The 18489-nt window shown below is 65.7% G+C and carries 18 protein-coding genes; 4 read left to right on the forward strand and 14 right to left on the reverse strand.

All coding sequences use genetic code 11. From position 1 onward, the window contains the following. The first annotated feature begins 4 nt into the window (after window positions 1–4). Complete coding sequence (locus ASE30_RS07350) at window positions 5–571, forward strand: TRAP transporter small permease (RefSeq protein WP_369819305.1); 567 nt, start codon at window positions 5–7, stop codon at window positions 569–571. Continuing rightward, window positions 568–1848 carry a TRAP transporter large permease subunit gene (locus ASE30_RS07355; protein ID WP_057283651.1) on the forward strand — a complete coding sequence of 427 codons (1281 nt, stop codon included), beginning with the start codon at window positions 568–570 and terminating at the stop codon, window positions 1846–1848. Before ASE30_RS07350 ends, ASE30_RS07355 begins: the two co-directional genes overlap by 4 nt. Window positions 1849–1903: 55 nt before the next feature. Here ASE30_RS07355 and ASE30_RS07360 read toward each other — a convergent pair whose 3' ends face one another. From ASE30_RS07360 to ASE30_RS07380, 5 genes are read right to left on the reverse strand one after another with little or no spacing between them, the layout of a single operon-like run. Next, a complete protein-coding gene (locus tag ASE30_RS07360; RefSeq protein ID WP_057283652.1) occupies window positions 1904–3193 on the reverse strand; it encodes a TRAP transporter large permease in 1290 nt (429 codons plus the stop codon). Window positions 3194–3202: 9 nt separating this feature from the next. Continuing rightward, window positions 3203–3811, reverse strand: a complete 609-nt coding sequence (locus ASE30_RS07365) for a TRAP transporter small permease subunit (RefSeq protein ID WP_057283653.1) — start codon at window positions 3809–3811, stop codon at window positions 3203–3205. A gap of 23 nt (window positions 3812–3834) precedes the next feature. Continuing rightward, window positions 3835–4884, reverse strand: a complete 1050-nt coding sequence (locus tag ASE30_RS07370; protein WP_057283654.1) for a TRAP transporter substrate-binding protein — start codon at window positions 4882–4884, stop codon at window positions 3835–3837. A gap of 30 nt (window positions 4885–4914) precedes the next feature. Next, entirely contained in the window at window positions 4915–6297 is a 1383-nt protein-coding gene (locus ASE30_RS07375; RefSeq protein WP_057283655.1) for an amidase, read from the reverse strand. After that, on the reverse strand, window positions 6297–6992 hold the full coding sequence (locus tag ASE30_RS07380; protein WP_057283656.1) for an RraA family protein: 696 nt from the start codon (window positions 6990–6992) through the stop codon (window positions 6297–6299). The genes ASE30_RS07375 and ASE30_RS07380 overlap by 1 nt, the downstream gene beginning before the upstream one ends. A 114-nt stretch (window positions 6993–7106) precedes the next feature. On the opposite strand from ASE30_RS07380, the gene ASE30_RS07385 reads away from it, so the two are divergent. Further along, on the forward strand, window positions 7107–8021 hold the full coding sequence (locus tag ASE30_RS07385; protein ID WP_057283657.1) for a LysR family transcriptional regulator: 915 nt from the start codon (window positions 7107–7109) through the stop codon (window positions 8019–8021). A 45-nt stretch (window positions 8022–8066) separates the two neighbouring features. Here ASE30_RS07385 and ASE30_RS07390 read toward each other — a convergent pair whose 3' ends face one another. From ASE30_RS07390 to ASE30_RS07400, 3 genes are all read right to left on the reverse strand, one after another. Then, a complete protein-coding gene (locus ASE30_RS07390) occupies window positions 8067–9083 on the reverse strand; it encodes a Bug family tripartite tricarboxylate transporter substrate binding protein (protein WP_369819306.1) in 1017 nt (338 codons plus the stop codon). Window positions 9084–9275: 192 nt separating this feature from the next. After that, on the reverse strand, window positions 9276–9788 hold the full coding sequence (locus ASE30_RS07395) for a GAF domain-containing protein (protein WP_057283659.1): 513 nt from the start codon (window positions 9786–9788) through the stop codon (window positions 9276–9278). Further along, entirely contained in the window at window positions 9785–11659 is a 1875-nt protein-coding gene (locus ASE30_RS07400) for a CocE/NonD family hydrolase (protein WP_057283709.1), read from the reverse strand. The genes ASE30_RS07395 and ASE30_RS07400 overlap by 4 nt, the downstream gene beginning before the upstream one ends. Before the next feature lie 204 nt (window positions 11660–11863). Between ASE30_RS07400 and ASE30_RS07405 the strand changes: the two genes are divergently transcribed. Further along, window positions 11864–12793: a LysR substrate-binding domain-containing protein gene (locus ASE30_RS07405; RefSeq protein WP_057283660.1), complete on the forward strand. Its 930-nt coding sequence runs from the start codon at window positions 11864–11866 to the stop codon at window positions 12791–12793. Between the two features lie 11 nt (window positions 12794–12804). On the opposite strand, the gene ASE30_RS07410 is transcribed toward ASE30_RS07405, so the two are convergent. From ASE30_RS07410 to ASE30_RS07435, 6 genes are all read right to left on the reverse strand, one after another. After that, on the reverse strand, window positions 12805–13782 hold the full coding sequence (locus ASE30_RS07410) for a tripartite tricarboxylate transporter substrate binding protein (RefSeq protein ID WP_082601487.1): 978 nt from the start codon (window positions 13780–13782) through the stop codon (window positions 12805–12807). Window positions 13783–13816: 34 nt separating this feature from the next. Then, window positions 13817–14794: a tripartite tricarboxylate transporter substrate binding protein gene (locus ASE30_RS07415; RefSeq protein WP_057283661.1), complete on the reverse strand. Its 978-nt coding sequence runs from the start codon at window positions 14792–14794 to the stop codon at window positions 13817–13819. A 221-nt stretch (window positions 14795–15015) separates the two neighbouring features. Next, window positions 15016–15840: an ATP-binding cassette domain-containing protein gene (locus ASE30_RS07420; RefSeq protein ID WP_057283662.1), complete on the reverse strand. Its 825-nt coding sequence runs from the start codon at window positions 15838–15840 to the stop codon at window positions 15016–15018. Next, window positions 15840–16703, reverse strand: a complete 864-nt coding sequence (locus ASE30_RS07425) for an ABC transporter ATP-binding protein (protein WP_057283663.1) — start codon at window positions 16701–16703, stop codon at window positions 15840–15842. Before ASE30_RS07425 ends, ASE30_RS07420 begins: the two co-directional genes overlap by 1 nt. Beyond that, window positions 16700–17530 (reverse strand): ABC transporter permease, encoded by an 831-nt coding sequence (locus ASE30_RS07430; RefSeq protein ID WP_057283664.1) that lies wholly within the window; start codon window positions 17528–17530, stop codon window positions 16700–16702. Before ASE30_RS07430 ends, ASE30_RS07425 begins: the two co-directional genes overlap by 4 nt. After that, window positions 17527–18483, reverse strand: coding sequence for an ABC transporter permease (locus ASE30_RS07435; protein ID WP_057283665.1), 957 nt, complete (start codon window positions 18481–18483; stop codon window positions 17527–17529). The genes ASE30_RS07430 and ASE30_RS07435 overlap by 4 nt, the downstream gene beginning before the upstream one ends. Window positions 18484–18489: the final 6 nt, after the last annotated feature.

The raw sequence follows: 18489 nt of genomic DNA on the forward strand, positions 1-18489 counted from the left end.
CTACATAGACAGATTCATTGGAGGTATCTGCCGCGTGCTCGAACTGGCCATCGCCCTGCTGCTGGCGGCGATGGTGGTGCTGGTCTTCGGCAACGTCGTCGCGCGCTATGGCTTCAACTCGGGCATCACGCTGTCCGAAGAGATCTCGCGCTGGATGTTCATCTGGCTGACGTTCCTGGGCGCCGTCATCGCCCTCAAGGAACGGGGGCACCTCGGCATGGACATGGTGGTGGCCAAGCTTCCGACCGCGGGCAAGAAGATCTGCCTGGTGACGGGACAGATCATCATGCTGTACATCGTCGGCCTGATGTTCCAGGGCAGTTGGGCCCAGGCCGTGATCAACGCCGATGTCAGCGCGCCGGTCAGCGGCCTGCCGATGGCCATCGTCTATGCGTCCGGATTGGTGTTCTCGGCCATGGCCGGCCTGATCATCGCGGTCGACCTCTACCGCGTCCTGGCCGGAAAGCTGAAGGAACAGGACCTGATCATGGTGCAGGAATCCGAAGAAGCGGTGCAGCTCAAGCAGATTCTGGACGACGCCCAACACGGCGCTCCCGGGAGAAGCGCATGACCATCGCCGTTTTCATCGGATCGCTGCTGGGCGTCATGGCGTTGGGCGTGCCGATCGCCTTCGCGCTGCTGGCCAGCGGCGTCGCGCTCATGTGGCACCTGGACATCTTCGACGCGCAGATCCTGGCCCAGAACGTCATCGGCGGCGCCGACAGTTTTCCGCTGCTGGCCGTGCCGTTCTTCATGCTGGCCGGCGAGATCATGAACGTCGGCGGACTGTCGCGCCGCATCGTCGACCTGGCGCTGGCGCTGGTCGGCCACGTCAAGGGCGGGCTGGGCTACGTCACCATCATGGCGGGCTGCCTGCTGTCGGCCCTGTCGGGTTCCGCCGTGGCGGACGCCGCCGCGCTGACCGCGCTTCTGCTGCCCATGATGGTCAGCGCCGGCCACAAGAAAGCCACGGCGGGCGGGCTGATCGCGGCCACCGGCGTGATCGGCCCCGTGATTCCGCCCAGCATCGGCCTGGTCATTTTTGGCGTGGCGGCCAATGTCTCCATCTCCAAGCTGTTCATGGCGGCCATCGTTCCCGGCCTGATGATCGGCGGCGCCCTGTGGCTGACCTGGGCCTGGCTGGTCCGCCGCGAAAAGATCGTGCCGCCGCCGCGCAAATCGGCGCAGGAAATCGGCACGGCGTTTCGCAAGGCCTTGTGGGCCTTGATGCTGCCGGTGATCATCCTGGTGGGCCTGCGCATGGGCGTCTTCACGCCCACCGAGGCGGCCGTGGTCGCCGCCGCATACGCCTTGTTCGTGTCGACCCTGGTCTACCGTGAACTGAAGCTCAACCAGCTTTACGCCGTGTTCGTCTCGGCCGCCAAGACCAGCGCCATCGTCATGTTCCTGATCGCCGCCGCGATGGTCAGCGCCTGGCTGATCACGGTGGCCGACCTGCCCGCCAAGATCGTGGACTTGCTGCAGCCGTTCATGGGCAACAAGATCCTGCTGATGGCCGCCATCATGGTGCTGGTCATGGTCGTCGGCACCGCCATGGATATGACGCCCACCATCCTGATCCTGACGCCCGTGCTGATGCCGCTGGTGCGCGCGGCCGGCATCGATCCGGTGTATTTCGGCGTGCTGTTCATCATCAACAACTCGATCGGCCTGGTCACCCCGCCCGTCGGCGCCGTCCTCAACGTGGTGGCGGGCGTGGGCAAGATGAAGATGGACGACGTCACCCGAGGCGTCGTGCCGTTCATGGCGGCGGAGTTCCTGATCCTGTTCCTGATGGTGGTCTTCCCCGCGCTGGTGATCGTTCCCGCCCGCTGGTTCGGCGGCTGATACGCCCGGCGTCCGCGCCGCCGGGGCGAATCGCCCCGGCGCTTCCTCGCTTGCTTCACCGTGTGGACAAGGCTCCCGGCAGCCACAGCGCCAGTTGCGGCGCCGCCAGCAACAGCGCGATCATCAACAGCAACACCGCCAGAAAGGGCAGCACCCCTACCACGACATCCATGAACTTGCCCTCGCCCCGCACGCTATGGACGACGAACAGGTTCATGCCGAAAGGCGGCGTGAGCTGCCCCATTTCGCACAACACGATCAGCAGGATGCCGAACCACACCGGGTCGTAGCCCAGCGCCACCACGATGGGCACGGTGAGCGGCGCCGTGGTCACCAGCATGGCCAGCGTGTCCATGAAGCAGCCCAACAGAATGTAGAACGCGATGATGGCCAGCATCATCCCCAACGGCGGCAGGTCCAATCCCGCGACGGCGTCCACCAGCATCGTCGTCAGACCGATCGACGACAGCACGAAGTTCAGGAAAAACGCGGCCAGCGTGATGAAGATAATCATGCCCGTCGTGCGCAGCGTCGCCTCGAAGGCGCGGCCCAGCATGTCCCAGCTGAGCGCGCCCTTGGCCAGGCACAGCAGCATGGCCGCCACCACGCCTAGCGCGGCGGATTCGCTTGCTGTGGCGACACCGCCGTAGATCACGCCGATGACCAGCGCAAAGATCGCCAGCGGCGGCAGCAGGTGCGGCAAGGCGGCGACGCGTTCGGCCCAGCTTACCGACGGCCGGTTGCCCGCCAGTCCTGGCCGCCACAAGCACAGCCCCACGATCAGCAGGATGAACATCACCACCATCAGCAGGCCCGGGAGCGTGGCCGCCAGGTAGAGCTTGGGCACGGACACGTTGGCGATCAGCGCGTAGACAATCATGTTGATGGACGGCGGGATCAGAATGCCCAGCGTGCCGCCCGCCGCGATGGACCCCAGGAACAGCGGCGCGTTGTAGCCCGCCTTGCGCTGCTCGGGCAGGGCCAGCGTTGAAATCGTGGCCGCCGTGGCCACGCTGGAGCCGCTGGTGGCCGAGAACAGGGCCGACGCCCCGATGTTGGCGTTCATCAATCCGCCCGGCAGCCACGACACCCACTTGGACACCGCGCCATACATCTGGCCAGCCACGCCCGAGCTGACCAGCAGTTCGCCCATCAACACATACAGCGGAATGGCGACCAGCAGGAATTCGGAGCTGGAGCCCCACGCCAGCTCGCCCATGGCGTTCACCAGCGACAGCGGGGAATAGGCTTCAGCCAATGTCACGCCCAGCAGGCCGACCGTGGCCGCCGCGGTCACGCTCAGCGCCAACAGGCCAAGCAGCATGGAAATGGTCAAGGTAAGCATGTTGCGTTCCTAGCGTTGGGGTTGCGAACGAGGACGAAGATCCGCCGACTGCGTTTCCGCCTGGATCTCCTCGTCGAGCGTATGGATGCCAATAAGCTCGTTCACGGCCTGCCAGCGTCCGGCCATCAGGCGCGCCAGCGCGCACGCACCCAGCACGACTATCGTCAGCAAGAAGAAGGCGTAGCCCGCGAACCACAACGATTGCGGAATCCACTGCGGCACCTGCAAGGGTGTGTTGGACACGGAATGAAAGCGGATCGAGTCGGCCAGCACGCCCCAGGCATGAAACGTCAGCAAGCCGACGAAAACGCTCAGGCAGGCCAGGGCGAAGCAATCCAGCGCCACCCGCGTCTTGGACGAAAAATGCGTATAGAGCACATCGACTCGGATGTGCGACCGGCGCAGCAAGGTGATGGGAAACGCCCAGGCGCTGGACACCGCCAGCACATAGCCGGCGATCTCGTCGGCGCCGCCCAGTGAAATACCAGCAAGCTTGCGCGCCGCCAGATCGATGACGATCAGCCAGGACGCAGCCAGCAGGCCCAGGCCGCCTATCCAGGCGCCAATGCGCGCAATGCGTTCCAGGCCGCGCACGGCAATGGGGGATGCAGATGACATGAAAGCTCCTTGTTCGCGTGTAGTCAGGGCAGCGTTACGCCCAGCGCTTTCCCTACCGAATCGGACCAGGCCCGGGCGCACGCCGCGCCGCAGCGCTTGCCCCACTGGCCGGCCACCCGAGAGGCCACCGCGCGCAGTTGTTCGCGTTCGGCGGCGGTTGGCTCCGTGGCCTGCATATCGGCCGGCTTGTGAATGCGGCATTCACCCTGCCCCGTGTTGCAGGCCAGCGCATAGCCGTTCTCGCGCGCGGTCTCTTCCCATAGCCTGTCCTCCAGCACCGCGGCCCGCTGCTGCAGGAACTGCTGCACGGCGGGATCCAGGCGCTGCCAACGCTGTTCTCCCATCGCGTAGAAACCGATGGACCAGTCGGTCGGCAGGTTGTAGAGATACTTGGCCACGTCGTACCACTTGGCCGAGTTGCCCGAACCGATGCCCGACACCGCGCAATCGACCACGCCGGTCTGCAAGGCGGGAATCACCTCGGCGAACGAGATAGTCACGGGCGACGCGCCCAGGGCGCTGATGAAGTCCGCCATGTTGCGGCCGCGGGTGCGGATCTTGCGGCCCTTCAGGTCTTCCAGGCGCTGCACCGGCTCCCGGCAGAAGAACACCTGGGCGGTGTAGGGCACCGTGGCCAGCAGATGCACGCCGTGATGGTCGCGCAGGCGGGCAGCCAGCGTAGGCCGGTATGACCGCACTATCTTGCGCGCGGTGGCGATGTCGGGCGCCATGCCCGGCAGGTCCACCCCTTCCAGCATCGCGTCGTCGCCGCTGACGAAGGCGAATACCCCCATGCCTATGTCGATCGCGTTGCCGCGCATCAACCGCATGATCTCGGGCCCCTTCAAGCCGGTCTCGGACAGACCCGCCAGTTCGGCGGTCACCCGGCCGTCCGACGCCTCGGGCAGCGTCTTTTCCCAGAACGGCTTTTCGACGGCGGAGTAGGTGTAGTTGTGGCTCCCGCCGCCCACGACCTGGAAATGCGTCTTGGGCAGCGTATCGGAAAGGACCGCCGCCGGGACGGCCGTCATCGCGACGGCCGCCAGCAGCGCCGCCATGCTTCTACGTTTCATGTTTTCCCCTTGATTATTGGCCGAGCGAAATCAGGCGCGCCCGCCCTCCGCGCACGGCTCCGCGCGTAACCGGTGCCAATCCGTATGGCGTTGATAGACCTCCGCCAGGAACAGCGCCAGACGGTCCTCGCCACCGGGGCACAAGATCTGCAACCCGGTAGGAAGACCCTCGGCATCCTGGCCGTTGGGAATGGACACTCCGCACATCTGCAGCAGGTTGCCGAGCCGCGTGTAATGGACCGGCGCATTGGCGTGGTCCACCCGCGACAGCGGCAGCGCGCTGGTCAGGGTGGTCGGGGTGAGCAGCGCGGCCACCCCCTGCAGGCGCTGTTGCATGTCGGCCTGCAGGCGGTCGCGTTCACGCAGCGCGGCCAGATAACGGACGGCAGGCACATCCAATCCGACAAGCAGGCGCGGCCGCACCGAATCGTCCACCGGCAGGCTCCGGTCCGTGATCTCGCGTTCGAACGAAAACGCGCCCTCGGTCATCATGATGTCGCCCGTCACCGCCTTGAAATGCGACAGGCTGGCGGGCGGCGTTACCGTGACGATGGACGCGCCCAGGGCGTGGAACGCCACCAGCGCGTCCTCGTAGGCCTGGCGCACACCGGGCTGCACATCCGGCAGGAAGGCGTCGGGCAGGCGGCCTAGCGTCATGCCGCACACATCAAAGCGGGGCGAGTCGAACGCCTCGGCCCATTCGCCGGGTTGCGCGGGCGCCAGCGCATCGAAAACCCTACGCGCATCGGCGGCGGTGTGGGCAAACACGCCCACGCTATCCAGCGTATGGCTCAGCGTCGCCACCCCATCGGTCGCGATGCGCCCCACCGTGGGCTTGAAGCCCGTGATGCCGCAATAGCTGGCTGGCACCCGGACCGAACCGCCCGTATCCGTGCCTATGGCGACCGGCGCAAGGCGCGCGGCCACCGCGACGGCCGAGCCGCTGCTGGACCCGCCCGGGATGCGATGCACGGCGTCGTCCCACGGATTGCGCGGCGTGCCCATGTGTTCGTTGGTGCCCCAGGCGCCCATCGCGAACTGCACCATATGGGTCTTGCCCAGGATGATGGCGCCCGCCTGTTGCAGTTGACGAACCAGCCGCGCGGAACTCTGTGCAATGCGCTCGGCGTGGATCGGCGAGCCGATGGTCGTGGGGCGCCCGGCGATGTCGATGATGTCCTTCAACGCAATGGGCACGCCGTGCAAAGGTCCCAGATCAACGCCCGCCCGCAGTTGCAGGTCGGCGGCGCGCGCCGTCGCCCGCGCCTCGTCGGCGTACACGTCCACATAGGCATGCAGCCAGCCGTCCAGCGCGTCGATGCGCGACAGATAGCCGTTGATGACGGATTCCACGGTGATTTCGCGGCGGCGGATCGAATCGGCCAGTCCGGCCAGGTCCAGATCGATGCTCATCACTGTGCTCCGGTATCCGCGTGGCGGCGCGCCGCGGCAATGGCGCGGTCGATGATGGCGCGCGACCCCACGACGTCCGGAAACTTCTCGCCGCCGCGCAGGCGCGCCAGCGTCGTCTGTTCCTGCATCTGAAAATCAATGGCGCGCTGCGCGGCGGCGCGAAGGTCTTGCGGACGCAGAATCAGCACGCCATTTTCGTCGGCCAGCACCGCGTCGCCCGGCAGCACTTGCACGCCGCCGCAGCTTATCGCGCCGCAGAATTCGCCCTCGTGGCCCAGCACCCGCGTCGTCACGGGCGATGGCCCCTTGGACCACACCGGCACGCCATGCTGGCGCAGTTCACCCAGATCCGTCACCAGCCCATCCACGATGATCGCCGCCACGCCCGCCTGGCGCGCGGCATAGGCCATCGCGCCGCCCAGCGCAGCCGTCACGGCCTCGCCGCAGCGGTCAATCACCAGCACATCGCCCGGCCGCGCGCAGCCCATCGCATAGTGCAGGATGCCGCCGTCCATGCCTGGCATGCGCACCGTCACCGCCGTGCCCGCCACGCGCACATCCTGGCTGTGCGCCCGAATGTCGGCGCGCATAAAACCCGTGGTCTGGAAGTGGCCGATGGTGGCGGGCTCGGCCTGTTGCAGCATTGCCAGATCCTCGGGCGGCAGTTGCGCGGGCAAAGAATTGATCAGATACATCGTGTGGTTTCACTACAATGAAAAGGGCTAAAACCCGGTGAATAAAAAGGTAGCACGGGGCTATTCGGCCCAAATAATCAATATTCCGGCGCACTTTGAAAAGTATTCCTTATCATGCGGATAACCCTTAGCCAGCTTGAAGCCTTCTACTGGGCCGCCAAGCTGGGCAGCATCCACGCCGCCGCGCGCCACCTGCACGTCACCCAGCCCGCCGTCTCGTCGCGCATCCGCGAACTCGAAAGCACGCTGGACGTGCAGCTCTTTGACCGCTCGCGCCAGCGCATCACCCTGACCGACACCGGCCAGTCAGCGCTGCGCCATGCCGAAACCGCGCTGCACAGCAGCCGGCAGTTGGAACACTTCGGCAAGGACCGCAAGCTGGGCGGCAAGCTGCGGCTGGGCGCGGACGAATGCTCGGCCAACGTCGGGCTGACGGCCGTCATCGCGCAACTGAAGGCGCACTACCCCACGCTGGCGCTGGAAATGACGGTGGATGTGGGTTCGGTGCTGAACCGCATGCTCAACGCGGGCGAACTGGACATGGCGCTGCTGACCAACCCCGCCACCAGCGAAGCGGTCAGCGATGTCTTCATCGGCTGGATGCCCTTTCATTGGGTGGCCTCGCCCTCGCTGCGAATTTCCGCCGATCCCTTTCGTCCCGAACACGCTCGCGGCCACCACATCGCCACGCACTCGCCGCCGTCCACGCTCTATACCGTGGTGGAAAACTGGCTGGCGTCGGGCGGCGTGGACATGGCGGGACTCAGCACCACCAATTCGCTCGCCCTGATTTCGCGCCTGATCGGGGCCGGACACGCCATCGGCATCCTGCCCGTGCCCTTGCTGCACGACATGCTGGCCATGGGGGTGCTGCAGGCGCTGCCCAGCGATCCGCCCATCCCGCCCGCGCGCTTTTATATTTCCTACCTGACGGCCGCGCACGGCGCGCACATCGATTCCATCGTGGACATCACGCGGGACACATTGACGCGCCTGAACTTCCTGACGCCAACCCCGGACCACCAGTAAAGCCAAGGGGCCGCCGATGTGGCGGCCCCTTGGCAGGTGTCTGCCTCAGTCGATTCTGGCGCCCGAGGCGCGCACCACCTCTCCCCATTTTTCGACTTCACGGTTGACCAGGTTCGCATACTGGTTCCTGTCGGTCAGCGTGGGAATCACCAGACCCACCGTGCCGAGCTTTTCCTGGATCTGCGGCGATTGCATCGCCGTGCGTGTCGCCTCGAATAGCTTCTGGAATACGTCATCCGGCAGGCCCGCGGGAGCGCTCAATCCAAACCAGTACTCCGACGAAAATTCCGGCTGCCCGCTTTCGGCCAGCGTGGGCGTATCCGGGTACACCGGGTTGCGTTCCGCGCTGCCGATGGCCAGCGCGCGCAGCTTGCCCGCCCGCACGTGCGGCAGCACGGTGTCCTGATTCAGGAACAAGGTATCGACACGACCCGCCAGCACATCGTTGATGGCCGCCGACCCGCCGTTGTAGGGCACATGCATCATGTCCAGTTGGCTTCGCATCTTCAGCATCTCCATGCCCAGATGGCCGGACGTGCCGTTGCCGGACGACGCATAGGAATACTTGCCGGGCTCGTCCTTCACCATCTTCACGAACTCCGCGTAGGTCTTGGCGGGGAACGCAGGCGACGTCACCAGCACATCCACGCCATAGGCCAGAATGGCCACCTGATCCAACTGATCCAAGCGGTACGGCAAGCGGCTGTATAGCGACTGATTGGTGGCCATGCCCACGCCCGACAACAGCAGCGTGTAGCCATCCGGCTTGGCCTGCGTCACGTAGGCGGTACCGATGTTGCTGTTGGCGCCGCCCTTGTTCTCGACCACGACCGTGGTCTGCAGAATCTTGCCCAGCTCGGCCGCCAGCAGCCGGCCGATGAAGTCCGTGCCGCCGCCCGCGGGAAAGGGCACGACCAGATTGATCGGCTTGCCCGCCGGATAATCCGAGGCCGCCCACGCCGGGCCGCCCGTCAACAGGCCCGCGCAAAGCGCCGCCGCCATGGCCAAAAGACTTCTGCGCGTGGCGCAACCCGGCGCCGCCGCGAGGCGCTTCTTCAGCATCGCATTCATGATTCTTTGTTCCCTTGCTTTATGGATTGGTCTTTGAAATGCAAGGAAAAAGTAGCATGTGCCTATTCGCGGCAAGTAATCAAAAATGCCCCACGGATTGAGAGATTCTGCTTATCAAGTCGAGCCGGCCCACGCTGATCGACAGCCCCGCAAAGCAGGCTTTGACCGCAGAGAATTTCGCGGTCAACGAAAGGCAACCGCCGCCATCTGCGCCAGCGTGGAAGCGACATCGACGTGATACGCCTGAAAATGGTGAGCGTCATGCAACAGATTGATCTGACCCAGCAACTGACCGCGATGCATGACCGGCACGTTGAGCACGCTTTCACACCCCAGCGCAAGGATGCTGGACGCATCCAGAAAGTCGGCTCGCACGGCGGCGGCATCGGGCGCCAACTGCGCCCGCCCGGTCTCGAACATGCGCGTCAACGCCGGGGCGCCGCCGATCTGCTTGGAGCCGGAAGCCGGATAGACGTCGGGCCGGCTGCTGTACAGCCGGACGGCCAGACCCTCTGCGTGGCGATATTGCAAAGCCGTGAACAACTTGTGCCCGACATGCCGGTCCAGCAAGCGGTCCAGGCAAGCCAGCAAGGCGTGCGGCTCAGGCGCGGCCACGGCGTTTGCAAGGGCTTCCAGCTCCGCCCACGACAGGCCCGCCGGCCGTCCAAGCCCATTTTCCGTACCGTGTTTCGTCATGTGCTTTCCTTGTGGAATCCAAGCGGCAAGCTGATGCGCGACGCCTGCGCCGCGCCGTGGCCGACCTCCCATAATGGCGGCCTGCCGTGAGGAACCTGCCCGCAATGATCCCGGTCGGCGCCGGCAAGCGATACGCGTATCCGGCTGCCCTTTGAAAACCGCCATGCGGTCGGCAGCAACCCGAGCCGAATGCGTTCCTGCCGTCCCGGCGTCATGGGCGCGGCATCGGCCTTGCTGAACGTACGAAACGGCCATGTCGTGCGATACGCGTCGGGGCAAGGCGCTTCCTTCCGATGCAGCAAACGCAGCAGGCCTTCCGTGACATAACGTTCGGTCCCGTCGGCCTCGACCTCGGTCAGGTATACAAACAAGGCGCCGTCGGGTTCGTTGCTGGACAACCAGATATCCGCCACCGCATGGCCCGCCAGCTCGGCGTCACGCGCCAGCGGCTCGGACGTAAAGCTTGCCATGCGGTCGGTGCGGCCCTGCCAATCCGGATAGTATTCCGTGCTGTTGATGGCGGCGATGCGCTCGTAGCGCGTTCCCTGCCCGGTGCCGATGGAAAAATCGACCTGATGGCGGCTGGCGCCCGCGTCGGCGTCCGGACGGTCCGCCAGCTTCGCGCCCGCCTGCAGAAACAGCACGGTCTCGTCGGCCGCGGGCAACGGCGGCCATTGCGACGCGCTGCGCCATTGCTCGGCATGCAGGGCGCAGTAATGCACCGGGTCTTCCGCGTCCAGGCCGGTGGGCAGGCCCAACAGGTAATGGTCGAAGAACCGCAACACTTCCGCCAGCCACGGAAAATCGGCCATCTGCGTGCCGCGCCATGGCGACACATCGATGCGGGCGCCGTGATCCCATGGCCCCAGCAGCAAATGCCGGGGGTTGTCCGCCAAGGTAAGGAATCGCGAGATGGCGCCGTTCATGTAGCCCGCGCCGTCCATCCAGCCCGACACCGACAGCACCGCGACCTCCTTGCCGATGCCCGACGAGACGCTGTACGGGCTGAAGGATGCGGAGCTGAACGCCGGATCGTAGGGCAAGGGATCTTCGCGATAGCGGAACTCGGGCATGAACTCCGTTTGCCGGAAGTTCGCCAAATGTTCCTGGATGGCCTGCGCCACCAGCGCCCCCGAAGGATCGTCGTCCACCGGCTGCGGCCCCTGATAGGCGGGATTGGAGTAATACACCACGCGCGACAACATATGGCGCTGATCGTGATCCATCGCCACCATCAGATCGTCGTAGCTTTGCGTCAAGGCCTTCAAGGCGATGCCGCCGGGAAAGTAGTTGTCGGCATAGGTGTCCCACACCGAGAACAGCGGCGCGATCGCGCGTACGGCGGGATGGCCCGTGCTGGCCAGGAAGTCCGACGCCGCCCCCAGATAGGAAATGCCCGTGGCGCCCACCACGCCGTCGGACCACGGCTGCGCGATGATCCAGTCCACGACCTCGACGCTGTCCTCGCGCTCGCGCGGCGACCGGAAGCTGTCGCGGGTCCCGAAGCTTGCGCCCGTGCCCCGCACGTCGATCACCACCAGCGCGTAGCCGCGCGGCACCAGATAATCGCGGAACTTCGCGATGTTGGGCGCGCGCTCGCCCTCGGCGCTCGGATCCATCTTGAAGCGTCGGTAGTAGGGCGTAAACAAGGTGATCGTGGGATAGCGGCCGCCGCCGTCGCCGGGTTCGCGGGGTTCGCGGGGTTCGCCAATGGACCGCGGCACGTACACATCGATGGCAAGGCGGCACCCGTCGCGCATTGCCAGATAGCGCGAGACGGGTTCGGGAATCGCGTGCGTCTCGGGACGCGACTGCGCATAGGCGGCGGGTGTGACTTTCCAGGCGGCGGATTGGCTGTGGGTGGAATGCATGGCGGTCCTGATCATCGGCAATGCTGGCATCTTAGAAAGCGCGGAATGGGGAATCCAATACGGCTTTTCTATGTACGCATAGGGCAAACCTATATGCGGGGATATCTGGCTGCACCACCCTGAAAACCTAGGGTATCCACCAGGAATCATCACCTTGAAACACATGTTCTGATAGCGGCCACAATCAAGCAATAGGTATCGCTTATGGACCTGAGGCAACTGCGCTACTTCACCCGTATCGTCGAACTCGAGAGCATCACCGCCGCGGCTGAAGCGCTGCACATCGCGCAGCCCTCGCTCAGCCAGCATGTTGCCAATCTGGAAGCCGAATTCAACACGCGGCTGCTGGTGCGCAGCCCCATGGGCGTCAGCACGACCGACATCGGCCGCGTGCTGTACCGGCACGCGAAGATGGTGTTGAGGCAGGTGGAAGAGGCGCGCGTCGCGGTCGAGCGCGGGCGCGATACGCCGGCGGGCCACGTCACGCTGGGTTTGCCCACCAGCACGTCGCGCGTGCTGGCCGACCTGCTGATCGAAGCCGTGTCGGCGCGCATGCCCGAAGTGACGCTGGAACTGATCGAAGGCAGCAGCGCCGACCTGGGCGAAGCCGTGGCCCGCCAGCGCATGGACGTGGCGATCGCCATGGATGTGCAGCAGCAGCCCCGCATGCAGGTCACGCCCTTGCTGGACGAAGAGCTGATGCTGGTCGGATCGCGCCTGCCCGGCGGCGTCAAAGCCGTCTCGCTGCAAGAGGTGGCCGGACTGCCGCTGCTGCTGCCCAGCTTTCCCAATTCCATCCGTGTGCTGATCGAGCGGGCGTTCGCCGAGGCCGGGCTTCAGTACACGCTCGTCGCGGAAACCAGCGCGGTGTCGATCCTGCTGGCCGCCGTGCGCGCGAAGCGGGGCTGGACAATCCTGCCGACCTCGGCGCTGGCCGGCAGCGAAGCGCCCGGCGCATCCGTGACGGCCATTCCCATCAACGATCCGAACTTCCATCGGCGCGCCTCGCTGTGCCTGTCAGCCCAGGCGCAGACCAGCCTGGGCTGCATGGCGATACACGATCTGGTCATCGAGACGGCGCGCGACCTGGTGGCCAGCAAACGCTGGCAAGGGGTCACGTGGCTTGGCGCATAGCGCCACGCCCGTTATTCCGGATTGATGCCGGCGGACTTCGCCACCTTCCCCCAGTGCTCCCGGTCCTTGGCCACCACCGCTTCGAACGCCTTGCCCGTCACGCCGCCAGGCACCGCGCCTTGCGCCAGGAAGTACTGCTTCATGTCGTCCTCGTTCAGCACTTCCTTGAGGGAGTTCGTGATCTGGTCGACCAGCGGCGCCGGCATGCCCTTCGGCGCAAACAGGCCGAACCAGCCGATGGCTTCGAATTCCGGATAGCCCTGTTCGGCCACGGTGGGCACGTCAGGCAGGACGCCTACCCGCTCCTTCGACGTCACCGCCACCGCTTTCAGGTCGCCTCGCTGGATATAAGGCAACGACGTCATCACCACGTCCAGCATGAAGTCGACGTGGCCGGCCATGGTATCGGTCAGCGCCGGGCCCGAACCGCGGTACGGCACATGGGTGAACGGCACGTTCAGGCTGGCGCGCAGCCCTTCTGTGGCCAGATGATTCGAAGACCCCTGGCCGCTGGAGCCATAGCTGATCCCGCCTTGCCTGGACCGGCCCTGCTTCACAAGGTCTGCCAGGGTCGAGATGCCCAGCGACTTGTTGACCACGACCACATTGGGCACGGTGGCGATCATCGCCAGCGCCGTGAAGTCCGTCACCGGATCGTAGGTCAGGGACTTATACAGGAAGGGCGCGACGGATTGCGTGCTGACCGTGCCCAGGAACAGGGTGTAGCCGTCCGCGGGCTGGCCGCGCGCATAGGCGGCGCCGATCGTACCGCCCGCGCCGGGCTTGTTTTCCACCACGACGGGCTGGCCCACTTTTTCGCCCAGTTTCTGGCCCACCTTGCGCGCCACGATGTCGGTGGACCCGCCGGCCGCGAAAGGAACGATGAGGCGGATGGGTTTGCTCGGCCAGGCCGGCTCCGCGTGCGCGGCCGGCAGTCCGCCAGCCGCCACGACCATGCTCAGACCAAAGGCGAATAGAGACGTCTTCATGCCATTCCTTGAACGAGAGAGGGAACTGATCGCGCTATTCGGCCTGGACGCCGGCACGCTGGATGAAGGCGCCCCAGACTTCGGCGTCCGTGGCTGCACGCTGCGCAATGCCTTGCGCCGTGCCCGGAATGGGCACCAGGTAAAGCGCCCGCAAGCGTTCCTGTATCGCCTTATCGGCCAATGACGCCTGCACCGCCGCATTCAGCCGCGACACCACGCCCCCGTCCATTGCGGCCGGCCCCACCACCGCGAACCAGCCGGGCATCACCGGCGCCTGCAGTCCCGCTTCGCGCAGGGTAGGCACATCGGGCAAGTCGGGCGCGCGGCTGTCGGCCAACACCGCCAAGGGCACCAGATTGCCCGCCGCCACCTGAGGCAACGCGGCGCCCAGCACACTGGTCATCAGGTCCACCTGCCCGCCCAGCACGGCGTTCAGCGCCGGCCCCGAGCCCTTGAACGGCACATGCATCAGCTTGATGCCCGCCGCCTCGGCAATCATCTCCGTAGACAGATGGGTGGAGTTGCCCGCGCCCGCGCTGGCAAAGCTCAGCGTGCCGGGCTTGGCCTTGGCCGCCGTCTGCAGTTCCTTCAGCGACTTGATGCCGCTGGACTTGCTGGCGACCAGAAGAAAGGGGGTGTCCACCACCGGCGAGATATAGGTGAAGTCCTTGTCTGCCTGATACGCCAGAGACTTGTACAGCCGCGGGTTGAAGCTCATCTGCGATACCCCGGCGAGCATCAGGGTATAGCCGTCGGCGGGCGCCTTCGCGACAAAGCTGGCGGCGATGATGCCGTTGGCGCCCGGACGGTTTTCGATCACAACGGGTTGTCCCAGCGACGCGCCGATCTTCTCTCCCAGCAACCGGGCGACCACGTCGCCGCCCGACCCCGCGGATTGCGGCACGATCAATCTGACCGGACGGTCAGGAAATGCGTCTGCCGCACCGGCTTGCGCGCTCCACAGCATCGCCGCGCCGCACAAGGCGCCAAGAAAACGACGTTCCCACTGCATATGATTTCCCCTGATTCGGCGACTGAACGCGCCCTTCTGCCCGTTCTGGGCATGTGGAGAAATGGTAGGCGGCGCGCGTCACCGGCTCAAATATGGGATTGCGATGGGCCTATAGGAAAAACCTTTGATACTGGGAAATTCCGCCAAGAATGGCACGGGTACGCGGGTTTGTCCCAAGCGCGGCCGGCGGCCGCCGGGCGCCCGCATGAACCACGCCAATCCTATTCAGGCGCCCTTCTCAAGCGCCTCCGGGCGGGATCCGGCCTGGGCACCGCGGCGATAAGCTTGCGCGTGTAGTCGTGCCGCGGGGCCTGGAATATCTGATCGCACTCGCCTTCCTCGACCAGCTCTCCGGCGGACATGATCGCCACGCGATCCGCGAAATGCCTCACCACGCCCAGATCGTGAGAAATGAACAAGTACGTCAGCCCATGTTCTGCCTGCAAATCCGCCAGCAGATCCAGTACTTGCGCCTTGACCGACACATCCAACGCGGACACGGCTTCATCCGCCACGATGAAACGAGGTTCCAGGGCCAGCGCGCGCGCAATCGCAATGCGTTGGCGCTGGCCGCCCGAAAACTGGTGCGGAAACCGCTTGGCATGATCCGGGTGCAGTCCCACCCGCGCCAGCAAGGCTTGCATGCGGGCGCGCCGTTCTTCGGCGCCATAAAGCTTGTGGATGACCATGCCATCCATGATGGCGTCGCCGACCGTGCGCCGCGGATTCAAGCTGGAATACGGATCCTGGAAGATGGTCTGCACCTGCCGGCGGAACGACATCAGCGACGCGCCGGCCAGTTGCAGCACATTATGGCCCGCCAGGTGGATACGGCCCGAAGACGGACGGACCAATCCCGCGATGCAGCGGCCCAACGTGCTTTTTCCCGAGCCCGACTCGCCCACCAGCGCCAGCGTGCTGCCGGGCGCGACCGACAGGCTGACGCCCCGCACGGCCTGCACCACGCGCGACGGCTTGCCCAGCAGGCTGCGGCCCACGACATAGTCCTTGGTCACGGCTTCGGCCCGCAACATGAAATCGGTCATTACGGGGTTCCTCCGGCACTGAGAACAGGCTGCCGCGACAGGCGGCGCGCGCGGTCACGCGGCGCATCGACGTCTGGAACGGCTGCCAGCAAGGCTTGGGTATAGGCCTGGCGGGGCTGTTCGAATATCTGCCGCACGCCGCCTTCTTCGACCACCCTGCCCGCCTGCATCACGACGACGCGGTCGGCAATCTCGGCGACCACTCCCAAGTCATGGGTGATGAACAGCACGGCCGCGCCGGTTTCCGCCTGCAGCGCAAACAGCAGCTCCAGCACTTGCGCCTGCACCGTCACGTCCAGCGCCGTGGTGGGCTCGTCGGCGATGATCAGCTTGGGCGTCAACGCGCAGGCAATGGCGATCATCACCCGCTGGCGCATGCCGCCGGAAAGTTCGTGCGGATAGGCCTTGGCGCGCTGCGCGGGTTCGCGGATACCGACCCGCTGCAGCAGATCCACCGCCCGGTTCCAGGCCTGTTCACGGCCGGTCCGTTCGTGGATGCGGATCACCTCGGCGATCTGGCTGCCAACGGTGCGTCCGGGATTCAAGGCGGTCATGGGCTCCTGGAACACCATGGAGATGTCCTTGCCGCGCAGCGCGTCCTTCTCGCGGTCCGAGGCGCGCATCAGGTCACGGCCATCGAACCATAGCTCATCAGCGGTCACCCGGCCTGGCGGATCCACCAGGCCCATCAAGGAAAAGCCCGTGACGGATTTGCCAGAGCCGGACTCCCCAACCAGGCAAACCACCTCGCCTCGCCGCACCGTCAGGTCCACGCCCTTGACGGCGGCGACAAGGCCTTGGCGGGTGTCGAAACTGACGGCCAGGTTTCTGACGGTCAGCAGGGTATCGGGGTCGCGGCTCATTGTTGCAGCTCCGGATTCAGCGCATCTTGCAGCCAGTCACCCAGCACATTGACGGCCAGCACGGTAAAGAACAGCGCCAGCGCGGGCACCAGCACGGGCCACGGATTGGTGAACAGATAGTCCTTCAGCGATCCCACCATCTGCCCCCATGAGGGGACGGGCGGCCGCACGCCCAGGCCCAGGAAGCTCAGGCCCGCTTCCAGCAGCATCGCGAAAGAGAAGGTGAACGACGCTTGCACGGCGATGATGGACCGCATGTTGGGCAACACTTCGTGCCAGATGATCCAGCCATTTCCCGCCCCCAGCGAACTGGCGGCCAACACGTGTTCACGGGCCCGGATGCCCCGTGCCACCCCCCACGTCACCCGCGCGAACTGCGGGGCGTACAGAATGCCGATGGTGGCGATCAGCGTCGGCAGATTGCCGCCGATGAAGGCCAATACGACCAGCGCGACGAAGATCTCGGGCAGCGACACAAACACGTCCACCACCCGGATGGCAGCGGCTTCCGCGCGCGGCCCCAGAAAGGCCACGCTGACGCCGATGGCCACGCCCAGCACGCCGGCCAGGATCACCGCCGCCGCGGCGACCGTCAGTGACACGCGGGCGCCGTACACGGAACGCGACAACAGATCGCGCCCCAGTTCGTCGGTGCCCAGCCAGTGCTGCCAGGTCGGTGACGACAATAAATTGGCGGCGTCGATCTGATACGGATCGGCCAGCCCCAGCACCGGCCCGAAAGCGGCGGCCAGCACCAGCAGGGTCAGGAAACCCAGGGCGATCCGCACGGACAGCCCGCCTGTGTGGTTGCGTAGGAATGTGATCATGCGGACGGCCTGCGGATGCGAGGGTCGACAAGGCCCTGGGCCAGGTCGATGACCAGGCTGATCAGGATGAAGATGGCAAAGATGGCCAGCAAGGACCCTTGAATCACGGGATAGTCACGCGAGAACGCCGCGCTCACCAGCAGGGAACTCAGCCCCGGCCAGTCGAACAGCGCTTCGATGATGACCGTGCCGCCCAGCAGATTGCCGGCGCGGATGCCGACGATGGCGATCACCGGCACCAGGGCGTTGGGCAACGCATGACGAAAGATCGCCTGGTTGCGCGGCAGTCCCTTGGCCCGCGCCAGCTTGACGTAGTCGCGCCCCATGACATCGGCCAGGCTGGCCCGCGTCATACGGGCGATGACGCCCATGAAGTTCAGGCCGATCGTCAAGGCCGGCAGTATCAACGACAGGCAATGCTGGACGGGGTCGTCGGTGAACGGCACAAAGCCGGACGACGGCAACCAGCCCAGCCCCAGGCTGAACACCAGCACCAGCAGAATCCCCAACACAAATACCGGCGCCGAAAACCCCGCGATCGCCAGCACGGAGGCCGCCAGTCCCGCCAGCCGGCCGCGCGCACGCGCCGCGATCACGCCCAGGGGCACCCCGAACAGCACCGCAATCAGCAAGCCCGCGCCAATCAGCTCCAGGCTGCGGGGAATGCGCCGCGCCAGCTCGTGCGCGACCGGTTCGCCCGTGCGCAGCGACACGCCCAGATCGCCGTGGGCCAGGGCTCCCGCCCAGTGCGTGAACTGCGTCGCCAGCGGCAAGTCCAGACCCAGCTGCGCCCGCACGCGCGCCACGGCGACGGGGTCGCTGCCGGCCTGGTCACCCAGCATGATGGCCACGGGGTCGCCGGGCAGCAGATGGATGGCGATGAACACCACGCCCGTCGCCAGCGCCAAGGTAACGATGGCTGACGTCAGGCGTCTCAGCAGAAATGGCAGCATGCCAGC

It is taken from the genome of Achromobacter sp. Root83, assembly GCF_001428845.1.
In the GTDB taxonomy this organism is placed as follows: Bacteria; Pseudomonadota; Gammaproteobacteria; order Burkholderiales; family Burkholderiaceae_B; genus Achromobacter.

What these genes read in the sequence shown, in the direction of transcription:
- ASE30_RS07410 (WP_082601487.1), bottom strand. Translation starts at nt 13,782, where the DNA reads ATGAAGACGTCTCTATTCGCCTTTGGTCTGAGCATGGTCGTGGCGGCT.
- ASE30_RS07385 (WP_057283657.1), top strand. Translation starts at nt 7,107, where the DNA reads ATGCGGATAACCCTTAGCCAGCTTGAAGCCTTCTACTGGGCCGCCAAG.
- ASE30_RS07390 (WP_369819306.1), bottom strand. Translation starts at nt 9,083, where the DNA reads ATGCTGAAGAAGCGCCTCGCGGCGGCGCCGGGTTGCGCCACGCGCAGA.
- ASE30_RS07420 (WP_057283662.1), bottom strand. Translation starts at nt 15,840, where the DNA reads ATGACCGATTTCATGTTGCGGGCCGAAGCCGTGACCAAGGACTATGTC.
- ASE30_RS07430 (WP_057283664.1), bottom strand. Translation starts at nt 17,530, where the DNA reads ATGATCACATTCCTACGCAACCACACAGGCGGGCTGTCCGTGCGGATC.
- ASE30_RS07355 (WP_057283651.1), top strand. Translation starts at nt 568, where the DNA reads ATGACCATCGCCGTTTTCATCGGATCGCTGCTGGGCGTCATGGCGTTG.
- ASE30_RS07360 (WP_057283652.1), bottom strand. Translation starts at nt 3,193, where the DNA reads ATGCTTACCTTGACCATTTCCATGCTGCTTGGCCTGTTGGCGCTGAGC.
- ASE30_RS07425 (WP_057283663.1), bottom strand. Translation starts at nt 16,703, where the DNA reads ATGAGCCGCGACCCCGATACCCTGCTGACCGTCAGAAACCTGGCCGTC.
- ASE30_RS07400 (WP_057283709.1), bottom strand. Translation starts at nt 11,659, where the DNA reads ATGCATTCCACCCACAGCCAATCCGCCGCCTGGAAAGTCACACCCGCC.
- ASE30_RS07435 (WP_057283665.1), bottom strand. Translation starts at nt 18,483, where the DNA reads ATGCTGCCATTTCTGCTGAGACGCCTGACGTCAGCCATCGTTACCTTG.
- ASE30_RS07395 (WP_057283659.1), bottom strand. Translation starts at nt 9,788, where the DNA reads ATGACGAAACACGGTACGGAAAATGGGCTTGGACGGCCGGCGGGCCTG.
- ASE30_RS07380 (WP_057283656.1), bottom strand. Translation starts at nt 6,992, where the DNA reads ATGTATCTGATCAATTCTTTGCCCGCGCAACTGCCGCCCGAGGATCTG.
- ASE30_RS07375 (WP_057283655.1), bottom strand. Translation starts at nt 6,297, where the DNA reads ATGAGCATCGATCTGGACCTGGCCGGACTGGCCGATTCGATCCGCCGC.
- ASE30_RS07415 (WP_057283661.1), bottom strand. Translation starts at nt 14,794, where the DNA reads ATGCAGTGGGAACGTCGTTTTCTTGGCGCCTTGTGCGGCGCGGCGATG.
- ASE30_RS07370 (WP_057283654.1), bottom strand. Translation starts at nt 4,884, where the DNA reads ATGAAACGTAGAAGCATGGCGGCGCTGCTGGCGGCCGTCGCGATGACG.
- ASE30_RS07405 (WP_057283660.1), top strand. Translation starts at nt 11,864, where the DNA reads ATGGACCTGAGGCAACTGCGCTACTTCACCCGTATCGTCGAACTCGAG.
- ASE30_RS07365 (WP_057283653.1), bottom strand. Translation starts at nt 3,811, where the DNA reads ATGTCATCTGCATCCCCCATTGCCGTGCGCGGCCTGGAACGCATTGCG.